We start from the raw sequence: 21,667 nt of genomic DNA on the forward strand, positions 1-21,667 counted from the left end.
AATTTGCCTGGCGGCTTTAGCGCGGTGGTCCCACCTGACCCCATGCCGAACTCAGAAGTGAAACGCCGTAGCGCCGATGGTAGTGTGGGGTCTCCCCATGTGAGAGTAGGGAACTGCCAGGCATCAAATTAAGTAGTAAACCGGTGCATGAATCCGGTGGTTACAGAAGTCTTCGGTGGAGCGGTAGTTCAGTCGGTTAGAATACCTGCCTGTCACGCAGGGGGTCGCGGGTTCGAGTCCCGTCCGTTCCGCCACTTATTAAGATATTAAGCCTGCTTACGTAGCAGGCTTAATAGCAAGAAGATTTAGGGGCGTAGCTCAGTTGGTAGAGCACCGGTCTCCAAAACCGGGTGTCGCGAGTTCGAGTCTCTCCGCCCCTGCCATATAGAATCCTTTGCTTCGGCAAAGGATTTTTTTTGCTTTGAATAATCTAAAAAATCCCTTCTCTTGCGTCCCTGCAAGATGTCAGAACTAATCCATCACATTGATTTTCAATAGATCTTTAATTTGAGCATGTTTGTCGCTGTTTTGAAGCCAGATCGCATATAGCGGCCTGATAAGCGTGGTTGAATCAGCGACAGTATGCAGCCCAGGCTTCTCATCCGCCCAGCGCGTGGGTAACCAGGTGCAACCTTTAAGAAGGGATAATTGCTGACAGGCAATTTCTGCTGAGCTGGTTGTCAGGGAAGGAACATCATCGGACGCAATCAAACCGGCTTCATGCTGCTGGAAATCAGGCCCCCATTCGAGCCGTAAGTAGCTGAGATCTGTCTTCATCATTGAGGGTTCAGAGGCATAGAGCGAAAGACTAAACTGCCCCAGGATCTGGCTGCTAAATTCATCCATTTTGGGGGCTTCTGTGGTGATCAAGAGATCTAACTGACGCTCATGAAGCTGTTTCACCAATGACTGCCGCTGAGCAATTCTGGCCTCAAACTGCAAATTGTCGTGAGATTTGTAGAGCCGTGTGAGCCATTGGCTCAGCATACACTCCCACAACGACGCACTCGCCCCGATCGAAAACTCATTGTACCTCGAGGTATGGGCCACCTCCTTTCGCGCAGCCTGCCAGGTATTCATCAGCGTTTCAGCGTAGGGCAGGAGCTTCTCTCCGGCCGCCGTCAGGCGGATATTATTTCGGTGGCGAGTAAATAGATTCACGCCGAGTTGATTTTCCAGCTGACGAATACGAAAACTCACCGCTGACTGAGTCAGGTAGAGTGCTTCCGCTGCTCGCCCAAAGTGGCGTGTTCTGCTCACTTCGAGGAAAGTTTTTAGCAATTCCGTATCCACATCTTTCTCCGCAATATTATTTGTCGTTATGATTTAAATGTTTTGTTTGACGCTCTGTCAAGCGTAACTAATACTCCGCGCCATAAATAGCTCGGCCAAAGAATTAGGAGCGTGTAGGATGGCGGAAAGCTTTACGACAACTAATCGTTTTTTCGACAATAAAAATTATCCGCGCGGGTTCTCTCGTCATGGCGATTTCACCATCAAAGAGGCGCAACTGCTTGAGCGCCATGGTTACGCCTTTAACGAGCTGGATCTGGGGAAACGTGAGCCTGCAACTGAAGATGAAAAACTGTTTGTTGCCGTTTGCCGTGGTGAGCGTGAACCTGAATCTGAGGTAGAACGCGTATGGATCAAATACATGGCTCGCATTAAGCGACCAAAACGTTTCCATACCCTCTCCGGTGGTAAGCCGCAGATGGAAGGTGCAGAAGACTACACCGAATCTGACGATTGATATATGAGAAAAGGGGCTACGGCCCCTTTTTTACGCCAGCATCTTTTGCAGATGCAGCAGCAGTCGATCTATTGCCCTGTAACTCAACGCTTCCTGCAAATGTCGTCGCTCTATATCTGCACTCTCCTCCAGGTCTGCGATGGTTCTCGCCACCTTTAATAAGCGTTGCCACGCACGCACCGACAGCCCGAACCGTATCAATGTCTCTTCCAGCCAGCATGAGTCAGCAGTGGACAGGCGGCAAAACTGGCGAATTTCCGCGTTATCCAGACGCGCATTGAGTTTGTTTTGACGTTTGTATTGCAACACCTGCGTAGTTATTACTCTTTTCCGCACCGTACTGCTGCTTTCCCCCGTCAGATTTGTCTGGCTGAGGACACCCGGAGGCGGCAATGGAACTTCGAGCGAGAGATCAAAGCGATCAAGAAATGGACCTGACAGTCTTCCCAGATAACGCAGAGTCTGCTCCGGTTTACTCCGATTATGGTTTCCCTGGTAATGGCCTGATGGGCTAGGGTTCATGGCGGCAATAAGCTGGAATTGCGCGGGATAGGTTATTTTGGCCCGCGTACGGGAGATGTGGATTTGCCCGGACTCAATGGGTTCACGCAAGGCATCCAGAACGCGCCTTTCAAATTCGGGTAATTCATCTAGAAATAAAATGCCGTGGTGCGCCAGGGATATCTCACCGGGTACAGGAATCGAACCGCCACCGACCATCGCATTGAGAGAGGCGCTGTGGTGTGGTGAACGAAATGGCCTTCTACGCCAGTGCTTCTGAAGAGACGTAGAATTCGTCAGACTAATAATTGCCGCACTCTCCAGCGCCTCATGATTGCTTAAAGGCGGAAGCAAGCCGTTGAGTCGACTGGCCAGCATCGTTTTCCCTGTCCCTGGCGGTCCAATGAGGAGCAGGTTATGGCCACCTGCCGCAGTGATTTCCAGCGCCCGCTTTCCCTGCTCCTGCCCGATGATATCGCTTAGATCTTCAGTGTGTTCCGGCGCAATGAGTGGATTCTCCTCCGGTTCAGCCAGCTCATGACGCCCCTCCAGAAAAGCGCACACTTCCTGTAGATGCCCGGCAATCAGGCAACCCTTCTCCTCAATAAGACTGACCTCTGATGAATTTTCAGCAGCCACAATAATTTGCCTTCCTGCTCGTAAGGCAGCTAATGCGCCAGAGATCGCTCCGGGAACGCCTCTTAGCGCTCCTGTAAGCGCCAGTTCGCCTACAAACTCATACGTACTCAAATGGGGGGCGTTAAGCTGCTCAGAGGCGGCGAGAAGCGCTATGGCGATAGGTAAATCATATCGTCCCCCTTCTTTCGGTAGGTCAGCGGGAGCCAGGTTGATGGTTATCTTCTTTGCGGGGAAGGCATAACCACTATTGATGATTGCACTACGAACACGATCCCTGGCCTCTTTTACCGTGGTCTCTGGAAGCCCAACGAGCGTTAAGCCAGGCAGCCCATTACTGAGATGAACTTCAACAGAGATGAGCGGCGCCTGTACCCCTAAAGCGGCACGAGTATAAACAACTGACAGTGACATATATGTCTCCTTTAGAAGTCACTATGCCTGTACGTTTCATTGCTTTTTAGCTGAAAATCACAACATTACGATGCAGCTTCCTGCTTTTTGGTGAAGTGATGTAACTGTTGCTATTCAGCTGAACCGGACTCGCACAGATGAGAAAACCTGTGTTTTTGGAGTCATTGGCACACGACAAAAAATGAAAAATATTCATTTTCTGTTTTCCTCATATAAAACAAACATATTCTGCAAAAAGCTTCGTTAGCTAAGAATTGGCGTCATAAATTTTTCTTGTGTTTGATTCAATGTCTGTGTTACCTCTTTAGGTATTCCTTCGAACAAGATGCTAAAAGAACTCAAAATGACAGCCCTTCTACTAGTGATTAGCCTGGTCGTGATTAGCGTGGTGGTGATTATTATCCCACCGTGCGGGGCTGCACTTGGACGAGGAAAGGCTTAGAAAACAAGCCTTAACGAACTAAGACCCCCGCACCGAAAGGTTCGGGGGTTTTTTTATGACCTAAAAACTTAAACGAGGAGCAGAACATGACAACTAGCACAAAATTCTGTTTCTCAAGATTTATGACGGGGAACTCACTATGAACGGGGCACAATGGGTAGTACATGCATTGCGAGCACAAGGAGTCGAGACCGTGTTCGGCTATCCGGGTGGCGCAATCATGCCGATCTACGATGCACTGTATGACGGCGGCGTGGAGCACTTGTTGTGCCGGCACGAGCAGGGAGCTGCAATGGCAGCAATTGGCTTTGCGCGCGCCACCGGTAAAACCGGCGTCTGTATGGCGACATCCGGGCCGGGTGCAACCAACCTGATCACCGGCCTTGCCGATGCGCTGCTGGACTCCGTTCCTGTGGTCGCCATCACTGGTCAGGTTGCCTCTGCGTTCATCGGAACTGATGCGTTTCAGGAAGTGGACGTTCTCGGTTTGTCGCTTGCCTGCACCAAACACAGTTTCCTGGTGCAATCGCTGGAAGAGCTGCCGCGCGTCATGGCAGAAGCCTTCCAGGTGGCAAACTCAGGCCGTCCTGGCCCGGTTCTGGTTGATATCCCGAAAGATATTCAGGTAGCAGTGGGCGATTTAGAACCGCATTTCTCCACTGTTGAAAGTGATGACTTTTTCCCGCACGAAGCCGTTGAAGAAGCCCGTCAGATGCTGGCTCAGGCGCAACAGCCGATGCTGTATGTCGGCGGCGGAGTCGGTATGGCGCAGGCAGTTCCAGCCCTGCGCGAATTTATCGCGGCTACGCGGATGCCTTCGACCTGTACGCTGAAGGGGCTGGGTGCGGTTGATGCCAATGACCCTCACTATCTGGGCATGCTGGGGATGCACGGCACCAAAGCCGCCAATCTGGCGGTACAGGAGTGCGACCTGCTGATCGCCGTTGGCGCGCGTTTTGACGATCGCGTGACCGGTAAACTGAATACATTCGCGCCGCATGCCAAAGTGATCCATATGGATATCGACCCGGCTGAACTGAACAAGTTACGTCAGGCACACGTGGCGTTGCAGGGCGATCTGAATGCGCTGTTACCCGCCTTGCAGCAGCCATTGTCCATCGACGCATGGCGCCAGCATACCGTGCAGATGCGCGTGGAAAATGCCTGGCGCTACGACCATCCGGGCGAGGCAATTTATGCGCCGCTGCTGTTAAAGCAGCTGTCAGATCGCAAACCGGCAGACTCTGTCGTCACCACCGATGTCGGTCAGCACCAGATGTGGTCGGCCCAGCATATGACCTATACCCGTCCGGAAAACTTCATCACCTCCAGTGGATTAGGCACTATGGGCTTTGGCCTGCCAGCAGCGGTAGGCGCTCAGGTGGCGCGTCCGAATGACACCGTTATCTGCGTCTCTGGCGATGGTTCGTTCATGATGAATGTGCAGGAGCTGGGCACGGTCAAACGCAAACAGCTGCCTTTGAAAATCGTATTGCTGGATAACCAGCGTTTGGGGATGGTTCGTCAGTGGCAGCAGCTGTTTTTCCAGGAGCGCTACAGCGAAACCACCCTTACTGATAATCCTGATTTCCTCGTTCTGGCCAGCGCCTTCGGCATCCCTGGCCAGCACATCACCCGTAAAGACCAGGTTGAAGCGGCACTCGACACCATGCTGTCAAGCGAAGGGCCATACCTGCTTCATGTCTCAATCGACGAGCTTGAGAATGTCTGGCCACTGGTGCCACCCGGCGCTAGCAACGCACAAATGATGGAGAAATTATCATGATGCAACACCAGGTCGCCGTTCAGGCCCGCTTCAATCCCGAAACATTAGAACGCGTCTTACGCGTGGTCCGTCACCGTGGTTTTCAGATCTGCGCCATGAATATGGAAACTGCCACCGATGCCCAGAACATAAATATCGAATTGACCGTTGCCAGTCCACGGTCGGTCGACTTACTGTTTAGCCAGTTAAGTAAACTGGTTGATGTTGCCCACGTGGCCATCTGCCAGAGCACAACCACATCACAACAAATCCGCGCTTAAGCGTGACAGGAAGAAAACATGACGACGAAGAAAGCTGATTACATTTGGTTCAACGGTGAGATGGTTCGTTGGGAAGATGCCACGGTACACGTGATGTCCCACGCTTTGCACTACGGTACTTCGGTGTTTGAAGGCGTCCGTTGCTACGACTCTCACAAAGGACCAGTGGTGTTCCGCCATCGCGAACATATGCAGCGTCTGCATGACTCAGCCAAAATCTATCGTTTCCCGGTTTCTCAAAGCGTTGATGAGCTGATGGAAGCGTGCCGCGCGGTGCTGCGCAAAAACAATCTGACCAGCGCCTACATTCGTCCGCTGGTCTTTGTGGGTGATGTCGGGATGGGCGTAAACCCGCCAGCCGGTTACAACACAGACGTCATCATTGCCGCGTTCCCGTGGGGGGCATACCTCGGCGCAGAAGCGCTGGAGCAGGGGATCGACGCAATGGTTTCTTCCTGGAATCGCGTCGCGCCAAATACCATCCCAACCGCGGCGAAAGCGGGCGGTAACTACCTTTCCTCTCTGCTGGTCGGTAGCGAAGCGCGTCGCCATGGTTATCAGGAAGGTATCGCTCTGGACGTGAACGGCTATATCTCTGAAGGTGCGGGTGAAAACCTGTTTGAAGTGAAAGATGGCATTCTGTTTACCCCGCCGTTCACCTCTTCTGCGCTGCCGGGTATCACCCGTGATGCGATCATTAAGCTGGCGAAAGATTTAGGTATCGAAGTACGCGAGCAGGTGCTCTCCCGTGAATCTCTGTATCTGGCGGATGAAGTCTTCATGTCCGGTACAGCAGCAGAAATCACGCCGGTTCGCAGTGTTGACGGTATCCAGGTTGGCGAAGGCCGTCGCGGTCCGGTCACCAAACGTATTCAGGACGCATTCTTTGGCCTCTTCACCGGTGAAACGGAAGATAAATGGGGCTGGCTGGATCAAGTAAACTCATAAGTATCATTTTGGGACGGCACGCACCGTCCCACTGATTAGATAGACGGGAGTCAATAAAGCATGCCTAAGTATCGTTCTGCCACCACCACCCACGGCCGCAATATGGCCGGTGCCCGCGCGCTGTGGCGCGCAACCGGGATGACCGACGCTGACTTCGGTAAGCCGATTATCGCCGTGGTTAACTCCTTCACCCAGTTTGTGCCGGGCCACGTGCATCTGCGCGATCTCGGTAAACTGGTCGCCGAGCAAATCGAAGCCGCAGGCGGCGTGGCGAAAGAGTTCAATACCATCGCAGTGGATGACGGTATCGCGATGGGCCACGGGGGTATGCTTTATTCACTGCCGTCGCGCGAGCTGATCGCCGATTCGGTCGAGTACATGGTGAACGCCCACTGCGCCGATGCGATGGTCTGCATCTCGAACTGCGACAAAATCACCCCGGGGATGCTGATGGCCTCCCTGCGCCTGAACATTCCGGTGATCTTCGTCTCCGGTGGCCCGATGGAAGCCGGTAAAACCAAGCTCTCCGACAAAATCATCAAACTCGACCTGGTCGATGCGATGATTCAGGGCGCGGACCCGAAAGTCTCCGATGAGCAAAGCGATCAGGTTGAGCGTTCTGCCTGTCCGACCTGCGGCTCCTGTTCCGGGATGTTCACCGCTAACTCCATGAACTGTCTGACCGAAGCGCTGGGCCTTTCACAGCCGGGTAACGGTTCACTGCTGGCGACCCACGCTGACCGTAAGCAGTTGTTCCTCAATGCCGGTACGCGCATCGTTGAACTGACCAAACGCTATTACGAACAAGACGACGCCAGCGCGCTGCCGCGTAACATCGCGAACAAAGCGGCGTTCGAAAATGCCATGACCCTGGACATCGCCATGGGCGGTTCCACCAACACCGTTCTGCACCTGCTCGCTGCCGCGCAGGAAGCTGAAATTGATTTCACCATGAGTGATATCGACAAGCTTTCGCGCAAAGTTCCGCAGCTGTGTAAAGTCGCGCCAAGTACCCAGAAGTACCACATGGAAGACGTACACCGTGCCGGTGGCGTGCTGGGAATTCTGGGAGAGCTGGACCGCGCCAATCTGCTGAACCGGGAAGTGAAAAATATTCTTGGCCTGACGCTGCCACAAACGCTGGAACAGTACGATGTCGTGCTGACCAAAGACGAGGCGGTCAAAAAGATGTTCCGCGCTGGTCCGGCCGGTATTCGCACCACCCAGGCGTTCTCGCAGGATTGCCGCTGGGATACGCTGGATGACGATCGCGCTGAAGGCTGCATCCGTTCTCTTGAACACGCCTACAGCCAGGACGGTGGTCTTGCCGTACTGTACGGTAACTTTGCCGAAAATGGCTGCATCGTTAAAACGGCAGGCGTGGACGACAGCATCCTGAAGTTCACCGGTCCAGCGAAAGTGTACGAAAGCCAGGACGATGCGGTTGAAGCGATTCTGGGCGGTAAAGTGGTCGCGGGCGACGTCGTGGTTATCCGCTACGAAGGGCCAAAAGGCGGGCCGGGTATGCAGGAAATGCTCTACCCAACCACCTTCCTGAAATCTATGGGTCTTGGCAAAGCCTGTGCGTTAATCACCGACGGTCGTTTCTCCGGCGGCACTTCTGGCCTGTCCATCGGCCACGTTTCCCCGGAAGCGGCGAGCGGCGGCAACATCGCCATCATCGAAGACGGCGACATGATTGCGATCGACATTCCAAATCGCGGTATTCAGCTTCAGCTGAGCGAGCAGGAAATTGCAGCGCGTCGTGAAGCTCAGGAAGCGCGCGGCGATAAAGCCTGGACGCCAAAAAACCGTCAGCGTGAAGTCTCCTTCGCCCTGCGTGCTTACGCCACCCTTGCCACCAGTGCGGACAAAGGCGCGGTGCGCGATAAATCCAAACTTGGGGGCTAATGATGGCCGAATCACAACCCTTATCCGCCGCCCCTGAGGGGGCGGAATATCTCAGAGCGGTGCTACGCGCGCCGGTCTACGAGGCTGTGCAGGTCACGCCGCTGCAAAAAATGGACAAGCTGTCGTCACGTCTCGATAACGTGATTCTGGTGAAGCGCGAAGACCGCCAGCCGGTGCACAGCTTTAAGCTGCGCGGTGCCTACGCGATGATGGCCGGGTTAACGGAAGAGCAAAAAGCGCGCGGTGTAATCACCGCATCGGCGGGGAATCACGCCCAGGGCGTGGCGTTTTCTGCCGCACGTTTAGGGCTGAAAGCGCTGATCGTGATGCCGGTCGCCACCGCTGACATCAAAGTCGATGCGGTACGCGGTTTTGGCGGCGAAGTCCTGCTTCACGGGGCGAATTTTGATGAAGCCAAAGCGCGCGCCATTGACCTGGCGCAACAGCAGGGCTTTACCTGGGTGCCACCGTTCGATCATCCGATGGTGATCGCCGGGCAAGGTACGCTGGCGCTGGAGCTGCTGCAGCAGGATGCGCACCTCGATCGGGTGTTTGTCCCGGTGGGTGGCGGTGGTCTGGCGGCGGGCGTCGCGGTGCTTATCAAACAGCTGATGCCGCAGATTAAAGTGATTGCGGTCGAAGCGGAAGATTCCGCCTGCCTGAAAGCGGCGCTGGACGCCGGTCATCCGGTCGATCTGCCGCGCGTGGGTTTGTTTGCGGAAGGCGTGGCGGTGAAACGCATCGGCGACGAAACTTTCCGCGTTTGCCAGGAATATCTGGATGACATCATCACCGTCGACAGCGATGCGATTTGCGCGGCGATGAAAGACTTGTTCGAGGACGTTCGCGCAGTAGCGGAACCGTCTGGCGCGCTGGCGCTGGCGGGGATGAAAAAATACATCGCCCAACATAACATTCGCGGAGAACGCCTGGCGCATGTGCTGTCTGGTGCGAACGTGAACTTCCACGGCCTGCGCTACGTGTCTGAACGCTGCGAGCTAGGCGAGCAACGCGAAGCGCTGCTGGCGGTGACGATTCCTGAAGAGAAGGGCAGCTTCCTGAAGTTTTGCCAGCTGCTTGGCGGGCGTTCAGTCACCGAGTTTAACTATCGATTTGCCGATGCTAAAGACGCCTGCATTTTTGTCGGCGTGCGTCTAAGCCGTGGGCTGGAAGAGCGTAAAGAGATCCTTCATCTGTTGAATGAAGGTGGCTACAGCGTAGTGGATCTGTCCGATGACGAGATGGCGAAACTGCATGTGCGCTATATGGTCGGTGGCCGCCCGTCGAAGCCGTTACAGGAACGTTTGTTCAGCTTTGAGTTTCCTGAATCTCCGGGCGCACTGCTCAAGTTCCTGCACACGCTCGGCACCCACTGGAACATTTCGCTGTTCCACTATCGCAGCCACGGCACCGATTACGGGCGCGTATTGGCGGCGTTTGAACTGGGCGAGCACGAACCGGATTTCGAAACCCGGCTGAACGAGCTGGGCTATGATTGTCACGACGAAACTCATAACCCGGCGTTCAGGTTCTTCCTGGCGGGTTAATACCAGTAGCTTTTGTAGGCCGGATAAGGCGCTTGCGCCGCCATCCGGCAAAACCCGCCCGATGGCGCTGCGCTTATCGGGCCTACACTGGCTCCGGCATGGGTTTAATGGTTCGGCAATATCTGCCAAAACGCATCAATAAGCGGCTCATGCAGCCGCTTTTTTTGTGCGCAAACGCCAAGCTCAAACGGCGTTTTCTCGTCGCTGCGCTCCAAAATCATCACGCGATTGCGCACCGGCTCCGGGCTGTTTTCCAGCACCACTTCCGGCAGCAGCGCCACACCACAGCCGAGGGCGACCATCGACACCATCGCCTCATGCCCGCCTACCGTTGCGTAGATAGATGGATTACTGATTTTCTGCCGACGGAACCACAGCTCGATGCGACGACGCACTGGTCCCTGATCGGCCATAATAAACGGCACCGTTGACCAGTCGGGACTATCGACCGACACCTGGTTGCGCACCGGGCACGGCAGCGCCGGGGCGATTAACACCACCGCCAGATTTTCCAGCATCGAAAAAGCCACCGCGCCGGGCAGCGTTTCGGGTTTGCCTGCAATCGCCAGATCGGCTTCGCCCGTCACCACCTTCTCCATTGCATCAGCGGCATCACCGGTGGTGAGCTTGATTTCTACCGACGGGTGCTCGGCGCGAAAACGGTCTAGAATCGGTGGCAAGTGACTGTAGGCCGCTGTAACGGAGCAGAAAATATGCAGCTCGCCAGAAAGGGATGGCCCCTGCTGATCGATGGTGTGCCGCAGCCGCTGATACTGGAGCAGCGTCTGCTGGGCGAAAGATCGCAGCTCTTCACCCGCTTCGGTGAGCGTCACGGTACGGTTATCACGCACAAACAGCGCCTGGCCGAGATCTTCTTCCAGGCGCTGGATCTGCCGGGAAAGTGTGGAAGGGCTAACATGCATGGCTCGCGCGCTGCGGCCAAAATGGCGACTTTCCGCCAGATGCAGGAAGGTTTTGAGATCGCGTAAATCCACAGACCACACTCCACGATTTTACGTTGCAGAAATTGCAACGTGACGTTGTGAATATATCAATTTCCGCAATAAATTTCCTGTCATATAGTAAGTTCATTCTCGCATAAGCGACCCGAACAATAAGCAACACAACATCACGGAGTTCACCATGGCTAACTACTTCAACACACTGAATCTGCGCCAGCAGCTGGCACAGTTGGGCAAATGTCGCTTTATGGCGCGCGATGAGTTCGCCGATGGCGCGAGCTACCTTCAGGGGAAAAAAGTGGTCATCGTCGGCTGTGGCGCACAGGGTCTGAACCAGGGCCTGAACATGCGTGACTCCGGTCTGGATATCTCCTACGCCCTGCGCAAAGAAGCGATTGCTGAGAAGCGTGCTTCCTGGCGTAAAGCGACCGAAAACGGCTTCAAAGTCGGTACCTACGAAGAGCTGATCCCGCAGGCGGATCTGGTGGTTAACCTGACGCCAGACAAACAGCACTCCGACGTTGTGCGTTCCGTTCAGCCGCTGATGAAAGACGGCGCGGCGCTGGGCTACTCTCACGGTTTCAACATCGTTGAAGTGGGCGAGCAGATTCGTAAAGACATCACCGTGGTGATGGTTGCGCCGAAGTGCCCTGGCACCGAAGTGCGTGAAGAGTACAAACGTGGTTTCGGCGTGCCGACGCTGATCGCCGTTCACCCGGAAAACGATCCGAAAGGCGAAGGCATGGCGATTGCTAAAGCCTGGGCTGCGGCAACCGGTGGTCACCGTGCGGGCGTGCTGGAATCTTCCTTCGTGGCAGAAGTGAAATCTGACCTGATGGGCGAGCAAACTATTCTGTGCGGTATGTTGCAGGCCGGTTCTCTGCTGTGCTTCGACAAGCTGGTGGAAGAGGGTACCGACCCGTCTTACGCAGAAAAACTGATTCAGTTCGGCTGGGAAACCATCACCGAAGCGCTGAAACAGGGCGGTATCACGCTGATGATGGACCGTCTGTCCAACCCGGCAAAACTGCGTGCTTATGCGCTGTCTGAACAGCTGAAAGAGATCATGGCGCCGCTGTTCCAGAAACACATGGATGACATCATCTCCGGTGAATTCTCTTCCGGCATGATGGCTGACTGGGCCAACGACGACAAAAACCTGCTGACCTGGCGCGAAGAGACCGGTAAAACCGCCTTCGAAACCGCCGCTCAGTTTGACGGTAAAATCAGCGAGCAGGAGTACTTCGATAAAGGTGTGCTGATGATCGCGATGGTGAAAGCGGGCGTTGAGCTGGCATTCGAAACTATGGTCGATTCCGGCATCATCGAAGAGTCTGCTTACTACGAATCACTGCACGAGCTGCCGTTGATTGCGAACACCATTGCCCGTAAGCGCCTGTATGAAATGAACGTGGTTATCTCTGATACCGCTGAATACGGTAACTACCTGTTCTCTTACGCTTGTGTACCGCTGCTGAAAGAGTTCATGACCACCTTGCAGACTGGCGATTTGGGCAAAGCGATCACCGAAGGTGCGGTAGATAACGCCCAGCTGCGCGACGTGAACGAAGCGATTCGCAGCCATGCGATTGAGAGCGTGGGCCATACGCTGCGTGGATACATGAAGGATATGAAGCGTATTGCTGTAGCGGGCTGATTCCTCGTCGCCTTTCGACTTGCAGATGCGTTGGCTGCATTCGCACAGCCCAGTCACATAGTTATCTATGCTCCTGGACTGTGCTCATTTACCGCCTTCATGCAATTCGGAATGCTTAGAGGAACTCAACGAATGTAGGCCCGGTAAGGCGAAGCCGCCACCGGGCTTTTTGCTTTGCGAGGATAGTGCGGCCTGGTGCCCTCACCTCAGCCCTCTCCCACGGGAGAGGGTGCAAAAACAAAAAGCCTTCTCGATGAGAAGGCTTTGCTGTTAATTTCGGTAAAGCACTTTAATGATGTGATAACCGAACTGAGTGTGCAGTGGGCCGGTTGGCTCCAGCACCGGGCAGGAGAACACCACTTTATCAAATGCCGGAACCATCTGGCCCTGACGGAATTCACCTAAGTGACCGCCTTTTTTGCCTGACGGGCAGGTAGAGTGTTTCTTCGCCAGTTTCTCGAAGTCTGCGCCGTTTTTGATCTGCTCCAGAAGATCCAGTGCCAGTTTCTCTTCTTTAACAAGAATATGCAGTGCTGCTGCTGTTTTTGCCATGATCGTGCCTTGAGTGGTATGGATTAGGCTCGCTATACTACCACACGCGTTTTTCCTTTTTATCTCCTCCCGACCTTCATTGAGTGAACTTCTTATGCGTTTAAACCCCGGACAACAACAAGCCGTCGAATTCGTCACCGGACCTTGCCTGGTGCTGGCGGGTGCGGGCTCCGGAAAGACGCGCGTCATCACCAATAAAATTGCCCATCTGATTCGAGGCTGCGGTTATCAGGCCCGCCATATCGCGGCGGTGACCTTTACCAATAAAGCGGCGCGCGAAATGAAGGAGCGTGTCGGGCAAACGCTCGGGCGCAAAGAGGCGCGCGGCCTGATGATCTCTACGTTCCACACGCTGGGGCTGGATATCATCAAACGCGAATACGCCGCGCTGGGGATGAAATCGAATTTCTCACTCTTTGACGATACCGATCAGGTCGCACTGCTCAAAGAGCTGACCGAAGGCCGGATCGAAGACGACAAACTGATTCTCCAGCAGCTGATCTCGACGATCTCCAACTGGAAAAACGATCTGATGACGCCCGCACAGGCGGCGGCGAGCGCTAAAGGCGAGCGCGATCGGATCTTCGCCCATTGCTACAGCCTGTATGACGACCATCTGAAAGCCTGTAACGTCCTCGATTTTGACGACCTGATCCTGCTGCCAACGCTGCTTCTCCAGCGCAATGAAGAGGTGCGCGAGCGCTGGCAGAATAAAATCCGCTACCTGCTGGTGGATGAATATCAGGACACCAACACCAGCCAGTATGAGCTGGTAAAACTGCTGGTGGGGCAGCGCGCGCGCTTTACCGTGGTGGGCGACGACGACCAGTCGATCTACTCCTGGCGCGGTGCGCGTCCGCAAAACCTGGTGCTGCTGAGCAAAGATTTTCCCGCGCTTCAGGTTATCAAGCTGGAACAGAACTACCGTTCGTCCGGGCGAATTCTGAAAGCGGCGAACATTCTGATCGCCAACAACCCGCACGTCTTTGAAAAACGTCTGTTCTCCGAGCTGGGTTATGGCACCGAGCTTAAAGTCCTCAGCGCTAACAATGAAGAACATGAAGCCGAGCGTGTGGCGGGCGAGCTGATCGCCCATCACTTCGTCAATAAAACACAATACAAAGACTACGCCATCCTGTATCGCGGAAATCACCAGTCGCGCGTCTTTGAAAAAATGTTGATGCAAAACCGCATCCCTTACAAAATTTCCGGCGGGACTTCGTTCTTCTCACGCCCTGAAATCAAAGATTTACTGGCCTACTTACGCGTCCTGACTAACCCGGACGATGACAGCGCATTTTTACGTATCGTGAATACCCCCAAGCGTGAAATTGGCCCGGCGACGCTGCAAAAGCTGGGCGAATGGGCGATGACCCGCAATAAAAGTATGTTCACTGCCAGCTTCGATATGGGCCTGAGCCAGACGCTCACCGGGCGCGGCTACGAGTCGCTCACACGTTTTACCCAGTGGCTGGGTGAAATACAGCGTCAGGTTGAGCGCGAGCCCATTGTTGCCGTGCGTGATTTGATTCGCGGAATTGATTACGAATCCTGGCTGTATGAAACCTCCGCCAGCCCGAAAGCGGCTGAAATGCGTATGAAAAACGTCAATCAGCTGTTTACGTGGATGACCGAAATGCTGGAAGGCTCCGAGATTGACGAGCCAATGACCCTGACGCAGGTGGTCACTCGTTTTACTCTGCGCGACATGATGGAACGCGGCGAGAGCGAAGAAGAGGCGGATCAGGTTCAGCTCATGACGCTACATGCGTCCAAAGGTCTTGAATTCCCCTACGTTTATCTGGTGGGAATGGAAGAGGGTTTATTGCCGCATCAAAGCAGTATTGATGAGGACAACGTCGATGAAGAACGGCGTCTGGCCTATGTGGGCATTACTCGCGCGCAGAAAGAGCTGATCTTTACGCTGTGTAAGGAGCGTCGTCAGTATGGTGAACTGGTGCGCCCGGAACCGAGCCGTTTCCTGCTTGAACTCCCGCAAGACGATCTTGTCTGGGAGCAAGAGCGCAAAGTGATTACTGCGGAAGAAAGGATGCACAAAGGACAGGCCAACGTGGCCAATATCCGTGCGATGCTGGCGAAAGCCAAAGAGAAGTAGCGGCGACGCTATTTGACTTCAAGAGCCCAGTGGACGTAACTCTGCCACTGGCATTCCTGTTCGATCATTTCAGCGCCAAGTGGATGATTATCCAACCAGTTATCCGGCAGAGTAAGCGTCAGATTTTCACCTTCCGCAGCCAGTGCGATGGCGGGCAGCAGGTCAGCGCGACGGCGGCTGGCAAACAGAATCGCCAGTCGTAGCAGTCGACAGAGATGCTCCGCAACCCTAGGCGGGACCGCATTTTGCTGATGCAAAGACGAGAGATCGACCGTGTTGGTCTGGTTGAGCAGTAATGTGGCCAGCAGCTTTTTCTGCGCAGGGGTAAAACCGGGCAGATCCAGATTGCGTACCAGATACGCGGCATGGAGCGGCGCCTGCTTAAAATCGATACTTAAGCCAATTTCATGCAGCGAACAGGCACTGAGTAATAAATCACGGCTCAAAGGCTCAAGCGCCCACGTTGTCGCCACCTGGTCTGCAAAACTTGAGGCCAGTTGGGCCACGCGCTGCGCCTGCTCTGTATCGACGATAAAACGACGCTGAACGTTGCGTAGCGTTCGGCTGCGAATATCCTGCTCCACGGCAAGATGCAACATGCCGTAAACCAATCCTTCGCGCAGCGCACCGCCTGCCAGCGTCATACAATGAATGTTTAATTCGGTGAAAATCGCGATTAGGATCGCCAGACCGCTTGGGAATACCAGTGCACGTTCCAGCGTCAGCCCTTCGATTTCCAGCTCTTCCAGGCGACCACATTGAATGGCGCGCTGTTTAAGCTGCTGAAGTTTGGCGAGCGTGATCCGCTCATCCATGCCCTGCGCCATCATAATTTCTTGCAGAGCCTGAACCGTTCCCGACGCACCAACACACACTTTCCAGCCGTGATAGCGCAGCTCGTCCATGACGGGACGTAAAACTTCTCGCGCGGCTTTTTCGGCCTCGTCGAAGTTTTCCTGTGCAAGATTGCGATCGGTAAAATAGCGCTCAAGCCAGGTGACACAGCCCATCGACAGACTGAATAAAGAGGTCGCCTGCGAACCGGTTCCGGTCACCAGTTCGGTGCTGGCACCGCCAATATCGACCACCAGACGACGATCGTCGCCGCCCGTGGTGTGGGCAACGCCCTGGTAAATCAAACGTGCTTCTTCTTCACCGCTGATCACCTGCACCGGACAGCCGAGGATTTCTTGCGCTTTCGCGATAAAATCGACGGAGTTCACTGCCAGTCGCAGCGTGGCGGTGGCGACAACACGAATTTGATTGTGCGGGATATCCTGAAGGCGTTCTGCGAAGAGACGCAGGCATTGCCAACCGCGTTCCATCGCTTCAGGAGAGAGATAATTATCGCTGCTCAGGCCCGCCGCGAGACGGACCTTGCGCTTGATGCGCGTCAGGGTCTGAATGCTCCCCGCCACCTCGCGTACAACCAGCATATGAAAACTATTCGAACCTAAATCAATAGCTGCATAAAGCGAGGTGGAACTGAGCATAGTAATTAACCTGAACGACGGCGGTTACGTGGTGCTCCGCCGGTGCGACGTGGGCCATTGCCGGAGCGGGCGCGAGTCAGGCGCTTCGCCGGTGGCAGATCACTCATCAGTGCTTCCGGATTGTATTTACTCTGCGGAATAGAGTGGCCGATGTAAGTCTCAATGGCAGGCAGATTCAGGGCATACTCTTCACAGGCAAGGCTGATAGAGTGGCCGCTGGCCCCCGCGCGACCGGTACGACCGATACGGTGAACGTAATCTTCACAATCGTCAGGAAGATCGTAGTTAAAGACGTGAGTCACGGCTGGAATGTGCAGGCCACGAGCAGCAACGTCGGTTGCAACCAGGATATCCAGATCGCCACGGGTAAATTCTTCAAGGATGCGCAGACGTTTTTTCTGTGCCACATCACCCGTCAGCAGGCCGACGCGATGTCCGTCTGCGGCAAGATGGCCCCAGATGTCTTCGCAGCGATGCTTAGTGTTCGCAAAGATAATGGCGCGATCTGGCCACTCTTCTTCGATCAGCGTTTGCAGCAGGCGCATTTTCTCTTCGTTGGAAGGATAGAAAAGCTCTTCTTTAATACGATGACCTGTTTTTTGCTCCGGCTCGACTTCCACATATTCGGCGTTGTTCATTTGCTCGAACGCCAGTTCACGAACGCGGTAAGAGAGAGTCGCGGAGAACAGCATATTCAGGCGCTGCGGAGTAGGTGGCATGCGACGGAACAACCAGCGGATGTCTTTGATGAAGCCCAAATCGTACATGCGATCTGCTTCATCGAGTACCACAACCTGGATAGCACCGAGGTTAATATGGTTTTGTTTAGCGTAATCAATCAGGCGGCCCGTGGTGCCGATAAGAATATCAACGCCGCTTTCCAGCACTTTCAGCTGTTTATCATAGCCGTCACCGCCATAAGCCAGACCCAGCTTCAAGCCAGTGGTCTGAGCCAGAGGTTCTGCGTCAGCGTGGATCTGCACCGCAAGTTCTCGCGTTGGAGCCATGATCAGCGCACGCGGTTGGTTAACTTTTCGGTCAGCAATTGCTGGATGAGAAAGTAAATAATGGAACGTTGACGTTAAAAACGCCATCGTTTTGCCAGTACCGGTTTGCGCCTGCCCTGCAACATCGCGACCTGCCAGCGTGAGCGGCAGAGCGAGGGCTTGAATGGGCGTGCAGTTATGAAAGCCTTTATTTTCAAGGGCTTCGATAACTTTTGCGTGCAGGGCGAAGTCGGAAAACTTCTGTTCTGTTAAATGTGTTTTGCTCATAGTGTGGTAGAATATCAGCTTACTATTGCTTTACGAAAGCGTATCCGGTGAAATAAAGTCAACCTTTAGTTGGTTAATGCTACATCAACACGTCGTTGATTAATCCTACACCAACACACCAGGCTTATTCCTGTGGAGTTATATATGAGCGATAAAATTATTCACCTGACTGACGACAGTTTTGACACGGACGTACTTAAAGCTGACGGGCTGACCCTCGTCGATTTCTGGGCTGAATGGTGTGGTCCTTGCAAAATGATCGCTCCGATTCTGGATGAAATCGCTGACGAATATCAGGGCAAACTGACAATTGCCAAGCTGAACATCGACCAGAACCCCGGCACCGCGCCTAAATACGGCATCCGTGGTATCCCTACGCTGCTGCTGTTCAAAAATGGCGAAGTGGCTGCAACCAAAGTGGGCGCACTGTCCAAAGGTCAGCTGAAAGAGTTCCTGGACGCTAATCTGGCGTAAGGTTTCTCGGCCGGCGTCTGGATTCCGAAATTCTGTGGATCTCTGGACGCCCGGCTTTAGTCGTGCTAAGTTACCTATGACTTCGATTTAAACATACCTTGTCGTTCTAGATTTACCCGATGCTTCCCATTGATACATGAAAGATGCGAGAAGCTGATAGATTCCGGGCTTGTCACTCAATCCGTCTTGTCGTTTCAGTTCTGTGCTTTCTCTTTGACCAGACAGCGAACAGACATGAGTTGATGGCCGCTAACAGGCATGGATGACCCTGCCATACCATTCACAACATTAAGTTCGAGTTTCACCCCGAGTTTAAGAACCCACACCATTATGAATCTTACCGAATTAAAGAATACGCCGGTTTCTGAGCTGATTACTCTCGGCGAAAATATGGGGCTGGAAAACCAGGCTCGTATGCGCAAGCAGGACATCATTTTTGCCATCCTGAAGCAGCACGCAAAGAGTGGCGAAGATATCTTTGGCGACGGTGTACTGGAGATATTGCAAGACGGATTTGGTTTCCTCCGCTCTGCAGACAGCTCCTACCTCGCCGGTCCTGATGACATCTACGTTTCCCCTAGCCAAATCCGCCGTTTCAACCTCCGTACAGGTGATACCATTTCAGGTAAGATTCGTCCTCCGAAAGAGGGTGAACGCTACTTCGCGCTGTTGAAAGTTAACGAAGTTAACTACGACAAACCTGAAAATGCGCGCAACAAGATCCTGTTCGAAAACTTAACGCCGCTGCACGCTAACTCGCGTCTGCGCATGGAGCGTGGTAACGGTTCTACCGAAGACCTCACCGCTCGCGTTCTGGATCTGGCTTCTCCAATTGGTCGTGGCCAGCGTGGTCTGATCGTGGCACCGCCGAAAGCGGGTAAAACGATGCTGCTGCAGAACATCGCACAGAGCATTGCTTACAACCACCCAGACTGCGTGCTGATGGTTCTGCTGATCGATGAGCGTCCAGAAGAAGTGACCGAGATGCAGCGTCTGGTTAAAGGTGAAGTGGTTGCTTCTACCTTTGATGAACCCGCATCACGCCACGTTCAGGTTGCTGAAATGGTTATCGAGAAAGCGAAGCGTCTGGTTGAACACAAGAAAGACGTTATCATCCTGCTCGACTCCATCACTCGTCTGGCGCGTGCGTACAACACCGTTGTCCCGGCTTCCGGTAAAGTGTTGACCGGTGGTGTTGATGCCAACGCCCTGCATCGTCCGAAGCGTTTCTTCGGTGCTGCGCGTAACGTGGAAGAGGGCGGAAGCCTGACCATCATCGCGACTGCGCTGATTGATACCGGCTCCAAAATGGATGAAGTTATTTACGAAGAGTTTAAAGGTACAGGCAACATGGAACTGCACCTCTCTCGTAAAATCGCAGAGAAGCGAGTCTTCCCGGCGATTGACTACAACCGTTCTGGTACGCGTAAAGAAGAGCTGCTCACCACTCAGGAAGAGCTGCAGAAAATGTGGATTCTGCGCAAGATCATTCACCCAATGGGCGAAATCGACGCAATGGAATTCCTCATCAATAAGCTGGCAATGACTAAGACAAACGACGATTTCTTCGACATGATGAAACGCTCGTAATATAAATAAACCCAGCCGACGCCACGTTTTTACGTGGCGTTTTCTTTTTTTGGGCTATAGGCTATAACCGCAGACTCCCATTTTTGACCGACCAGTGCGACAATTAGATTGTTTCTAACGTCAAAAATTAATTGATTGAAAAACATACAAAGGGAGTTGTGAGAGGCCAGCTTTATTCCTTCGGGAGCCAGGGCTTCGTAGTTATACTTCCAGGACTAACTTTTGTTGAGAGCATGCATTGTGAATCTACTCACTGCGGTTACTGAGCTAATCAGTATTTTTTTATTCACAACCTGTTTTTTGTTCATTGCGCGCAAAGTGGCAAAAAGAATCGGGTTAGTGGATAAACCCAATTATCGTAAACGACATCAAGGCTTGATCCCGTTGGTCGGGGGGATCTCTGTTTACGCGGGTATTTGCTTCACCTTTGGCATTGCAGATTATTATATCCCGCACGCTGCGCTTTACCTGGCCTGTGCTGGGGTATTGGTGCTGGTGGGCGCTCTCGATGACCGATTTGATATCAGTGTAAAATTCCGCGCTTCGGTTCAGGCCGCGATTGGCATCATTATGATGGTGGTCGGTAAGCTGTATCTGAGCAGCCTGGGCTATATTTTTGGCACTTGGGAGATGGTTCTCGGTCCATTCGGATTCTTCCTGACGCTGTTTGCCGTTTGGGCCGCAATTAATGCTTTCAATATGGTCGATGGTATTGATGGCCTGCTGGGCGGCCTCTCGTCGGTTTCATTTGCCGCAATCGGTATCATTTTGTGGTTCGACGGGCAGTACAGCCTGTCAATGTGGTGTTTCGCGATGATTGCCGCGATCCTGCCGTATATTCTCCTGAACCTCGGGGTGCTGGGACGCCGCTATAAAGTCTTCATGGGCGATGCGGGCAGTACGCTGATTGGTTTCACGGTTATCTGGGTGCTGCTGGAAACGACTCAGGGTAAAACACATCCTATTAGCCCCGTGACCGCGCTGTGGATTATTGCCATTCCGCTGATGGATATGGTGGCGATCATGTACCGTCGTCTGCGCAAAGGCATGAGTCCTTTCTCTCCTGACCGTCAGCACATTCATCATTTGATCATGCGCGCCGGCTTTACGTCACGTCAGGCATTCGTACTGATTACCCTCGCCGCTGCGCTGTTGGCGGGTATTGGTGTAGCAGCGGAATATGCACATTTCATTCCTGAATGGGTCATGTTGGTATTATTCTTGCTAGCATTCTTCATGTACGGCTATTGCATTAAACGCGCATGGAAAGTCGCGCGCTTCATCAAACGTATTAAACGCCGGATGCGTAGAAGCAGTGGTAAAAATCCAACATTAACTAAGTAAAACCGGGATT

19 protein-coding genes, 2 tRNA genes and 1 rRNA gene are annotated in these 21,667 nt (G+C 53.6%); 16 read left to right on the forward strand and 6 right to left on the reverse strand.

The genetic code is table 11. The features are described from left to right. The first annotated feature begins 6 nt into the window (after positions 1-6). The 3 genes from rrf to JBO43_RS21925 all read left to right on the forward strand — a co-directional run bounded on the left by rrf (position 7) and on the right by JBO43_RS21925 (position 383). A 5S ribosomal RNA gene (rrf, locus tag JBO43_RS21915) occupies positions 7-122 on the forward strand. A 55-nt stretch (positions 123-177) separates the two neighbouring features. Then, positions 178-254, forward strand: a tRNA-Asp gene (locus JBO43_RS21920). A gap of 53 nt (positions 255-307) precedes the next feature. Further along, positions 308-383: transfer RNA gene (locus JBO43_RS21925), tRNA-Trp, on the forward strand. Between the two features lie 88 nt (positions 384-471). On the opposite strand, the gene hdfR is transcribed toward JBO43_RS21925, so the two are convergent. Continuing rightward, on the reverse strand, positions 472-1,293 hold the full coding sequence (hdfR, locus tag JBO43_RS21930; protein ID WP_095283920.1) for an HTH-type transcriptional regulator HdfR: 822 nt from the start codon (positions 1,291-1,293) through the stop codon (positions 472-474). Positions 1,294-1,411: 118 nt separating this feature from the next. Here hdfR and JBO43_RS21935 point away from each other — a divergent pair, with 118 nt between their 5' ends. After that, a complete protein-coding gene (locus JBO43_RS21935) occupies positions 1,412-1,750 on the forward strand; it encodes a MaoP family protein (protein ID WP_095283919.1) in 339 nt (112 codons plus the stop codon). Positions 1,751-1,780: 30 nt separating this feature from the next. Here JBO43_RS21935 and JBO43_RS21940 read toward each other — a convergent pair whose 3' ends face one another. Then, on the reverse strand, positions 1,781-3,301 hold the full coding sequence (locus JBO43_RS21940) for a YifB family Mg chelatase-like AAA ATPase (protein WP_202675094.1): 1,521 nt from the start codon (positions 3,299-3,301) through the stop codon (positions 1,781-1,783). A 343-nt stretch (positions 3,302-3,644) separates the two neighbouring features. Here JBO43_RS21940 and ilvL point away from each other — a divergent pair, with 343 nt between their 5' ends. The 7 genes from ilvL to ilvA all read left to right on the forward strand — a co-directional run bounded on the left by ilvL (position 3,645) and on the right by ilvA (position 10,195). Continuing rightward, complete coding sequence (gene ilvL, locus JBO43_RS21945) at positions 3,645-3,743, forward strand: ilv operon leader peptide (protein WP_023620831.1); 99 nt, start codon at positions 3,645-3,647, stop codon at positions 3,741-3,743. A gap of 86 nt (positions 3,744-3,829) precedes the next feature. Next, on the forward strand, positions 3,830-3,886 hold the full coding sequence (ilvX, locus tag JBO43_RS21950; RefSeq protein WP_194514210.1) for a peptide IlvX: 57 nt from the start codon (positions 3,830-3,832) through the stop codon (positions 3,884-3,886). Further along, positions 3,883-5,529, forward strand: a complete 1,647-nt coding sequence (gene ilvG, locus JBO43_RS21955) for an acetolactate synthase 2 catalytic subunit (RefSeq protein WP_202675096.1) — start codon at positions 3,883-3,885, stop codon at positions 5,527-5,529. Before ilvX ends, ilvG begins: the two co-directional genes overlap by 4 nt. Next, entirely contained in the window at positions 5,526-5,789 is a 264-nt protein-coding gene (ilvM, locus tag JBO43_RS21960) for an acetolactate synthase 2 small subunit (RefSeq protein WP_095283916.1), read from the forward strand. Before ilvG ends, ilvM begins: the two co-directional genes overlap by 4 nt. Positions 5,790-5,807: 18 nt before the next feature. After that, positions 5,808-6,737, forward strand: coding sequence for a branched-chain-amino-acid transaminase (ilvE, locus tag JBO43_RS21965; RefSeq protein WP_095283915.1), 930 nt, complete (start codon positions 5,808-5,810; stop codon positions 6,735-6,737). 60 nt (positions 6,738-6,797) lie between these two features. Further along, the gene (ilvD, locus tag JBO43_RS21970; protein ID WP_095283914.1) at positions 6,798-8,648 is read left to right on the forward strand and encodes a dihydroxy-acid dehydratase; all 1,851 of its coding nucleotides are present in this window, start codon (positions 6,798-6,800) and stop codon (positions 8,646-8,648) included. Positions 8,649-8,650: 2 nt separating this feature from the next. Beyond that, positions 8,651-10,195: a threonine ammonia-lyase, biosynthetic gene (ilvA, locus tag JBO43_RS21975; RefSeq protein ID WP_095284423.1), complete on the forward strand. Its 1,545-nt coding sequence runs from the start codon at positions 8,651-8,653 to the stop codon at positions 10,193-10,195. Positions 10,196-10,299: 104 nt separating this feature from the next. On the opposite strand, the gene ilvY is transcribed toward ilvA, so the two are convergent. After that, positions 10,300-11,190, reverse strand: coding sequence for an HTH-type transcriptional activator IlvY (gene ilvY, locus JBO43_RS21980; protein WP_095283913.1), 891 nt, complete (start codon positions 11,188-11,190; stop codon positions 10,300-10,302). 148 nt (positions 11,191-11,338) lie between these two features. Between ilvY and ilvC the strand changes: the two genes are divergently transcribed. Continuing rightward, the gene (ilvC, locus tag JBO43_RS21985; RefSeq protein ID WP_095283912.1) at positions 11,339-12,814 is read left to right on the forward strand and encodes a ketol-acid reductoisomerase; all 1,476 of its coding nucleotides are present in this window, start codon (positions 11,339-11,341) and stop codon (positions 12,812-12,814) included. A gap of 270 nt (positions 12,815-13,084) precedes the next feature. Here the strand turns inward: ilvC and ppiC are convergent, their stop codons facing one another. Further along, entirely contained in the window at positions 13,085-13,366 is a 282-nt protein-coding gene (ppiC, locus tag JBO43_RS21990; protein ID WP_015960967.1) for a peptidylprolyl isomerase PpiC, read from the reverse strand. A gap of 94 nt (positions 13,367-13,460) precedes the next feature. Between ppiC and rep the strand changes: the two genes are divergently transcribed. Further along, entirely contained in the window at positions 13,461-15,482 is a 2,022-nt protein-coding gene (gene rep / locus JBO43_RS21995; RefSeq protein ID WP_095283911.1) for a DNA helicase Rep, read from the forward strand. Positions 15,483-15,490: 8 nt separating this feature from the next. Here rep and gppA read toward each other — a convergent pair whose 3' ends face one another. Together gppA and rhlB are read right to left on the reverse strand one after the other, a co-directional pair. After that, the gene (gene gppA / locus JBO43_RS22000; RefSeq protein WP_095283910.1) at positions 15,491-16,975 is read right to left on the reverse strand and encodes a guanosine-5'-triphosphate,3'-diphosphate diphosphatase; all 1,485 of its coding nucleotides are present in this window, start codon (positions 16,973-16,975) and stop codon (positions 15,491-15,493) included. A gap of 5 nt (positions 16,976-16,980) precedes the next feature. After that, positions 16,981-18,249, reverse strand: coding sequence for an ATP-dependent RNA helicase RhlB (rhlB, locus tag JBO43_RS22005; protein WP_095283909.1), 1,269 nt, complete (start codon positions 18,247-18,249; stop codon positions 16,981-16,983). Positions 18,250-18,393: 144 nt separating this feature from the next. Between rhlB and trxA the strand changes: the two genes are divergently transcribed. The 3 genes from trxA to wecA all read left to right on the forward strand — a co-directional run bounded on the left by trxA (position 18,394) and on the right by wecA (position 21,657). Then, positions 18,394-18,723 carry a thioredoxin TrxA gene (trxA, locus tag JBO43_RS22010; RefSeq protein WP_095283908.1) on the forward strand — a complete coding sequence of 110 codons (330 nt, stop codon included), beginning with the start codon at positions 18,394-18,396 and terminating at the stop codon, positions 18,721-18,723. A 330-nt stretch (positions 18,724-19,053) separates the two neighbouring features. Beyond that, positions 19,054-20,313 (forward strand): transcription termination factor Rho, encoded by a 1,260-nt coding sequence (rho, locus tag JBO43_RS22015; RefSeq protein WP_095283907.1) that lies wholly within the window; start codon positions 19,054-19,056, stop codon positions 20,311-20,313. A 240-nt stretch (positions 20,314-20,553) separates the two neighbouring features. Further along, positions 20,554-21,657: a UDP-N-acetylglucosamine--undecaprenyl-phosphate N-acetylglucosaminephosphotransferase gene (wecA, locus tag JBO43_RS22020; RefSeq protein ID WP_095283906.1), complete on the forward strand. Its 1,104-nt coding sequence runs from the start codon at positions 20,554-20,556 to the stop codon at positions 21,655-21,657. Positions 21,658-21,667 lie beyond the last annotated feature (10 nt).

This window comes from Lelliottia jeotgali, from assembly GCF_016771845.1.
GTDB lineage: Bacteria > Pseudomonadota > Gammaproteobacteria > Enterobacterales > Enterobacteriaceae > Enterobacter > Enterobacter jeotgali.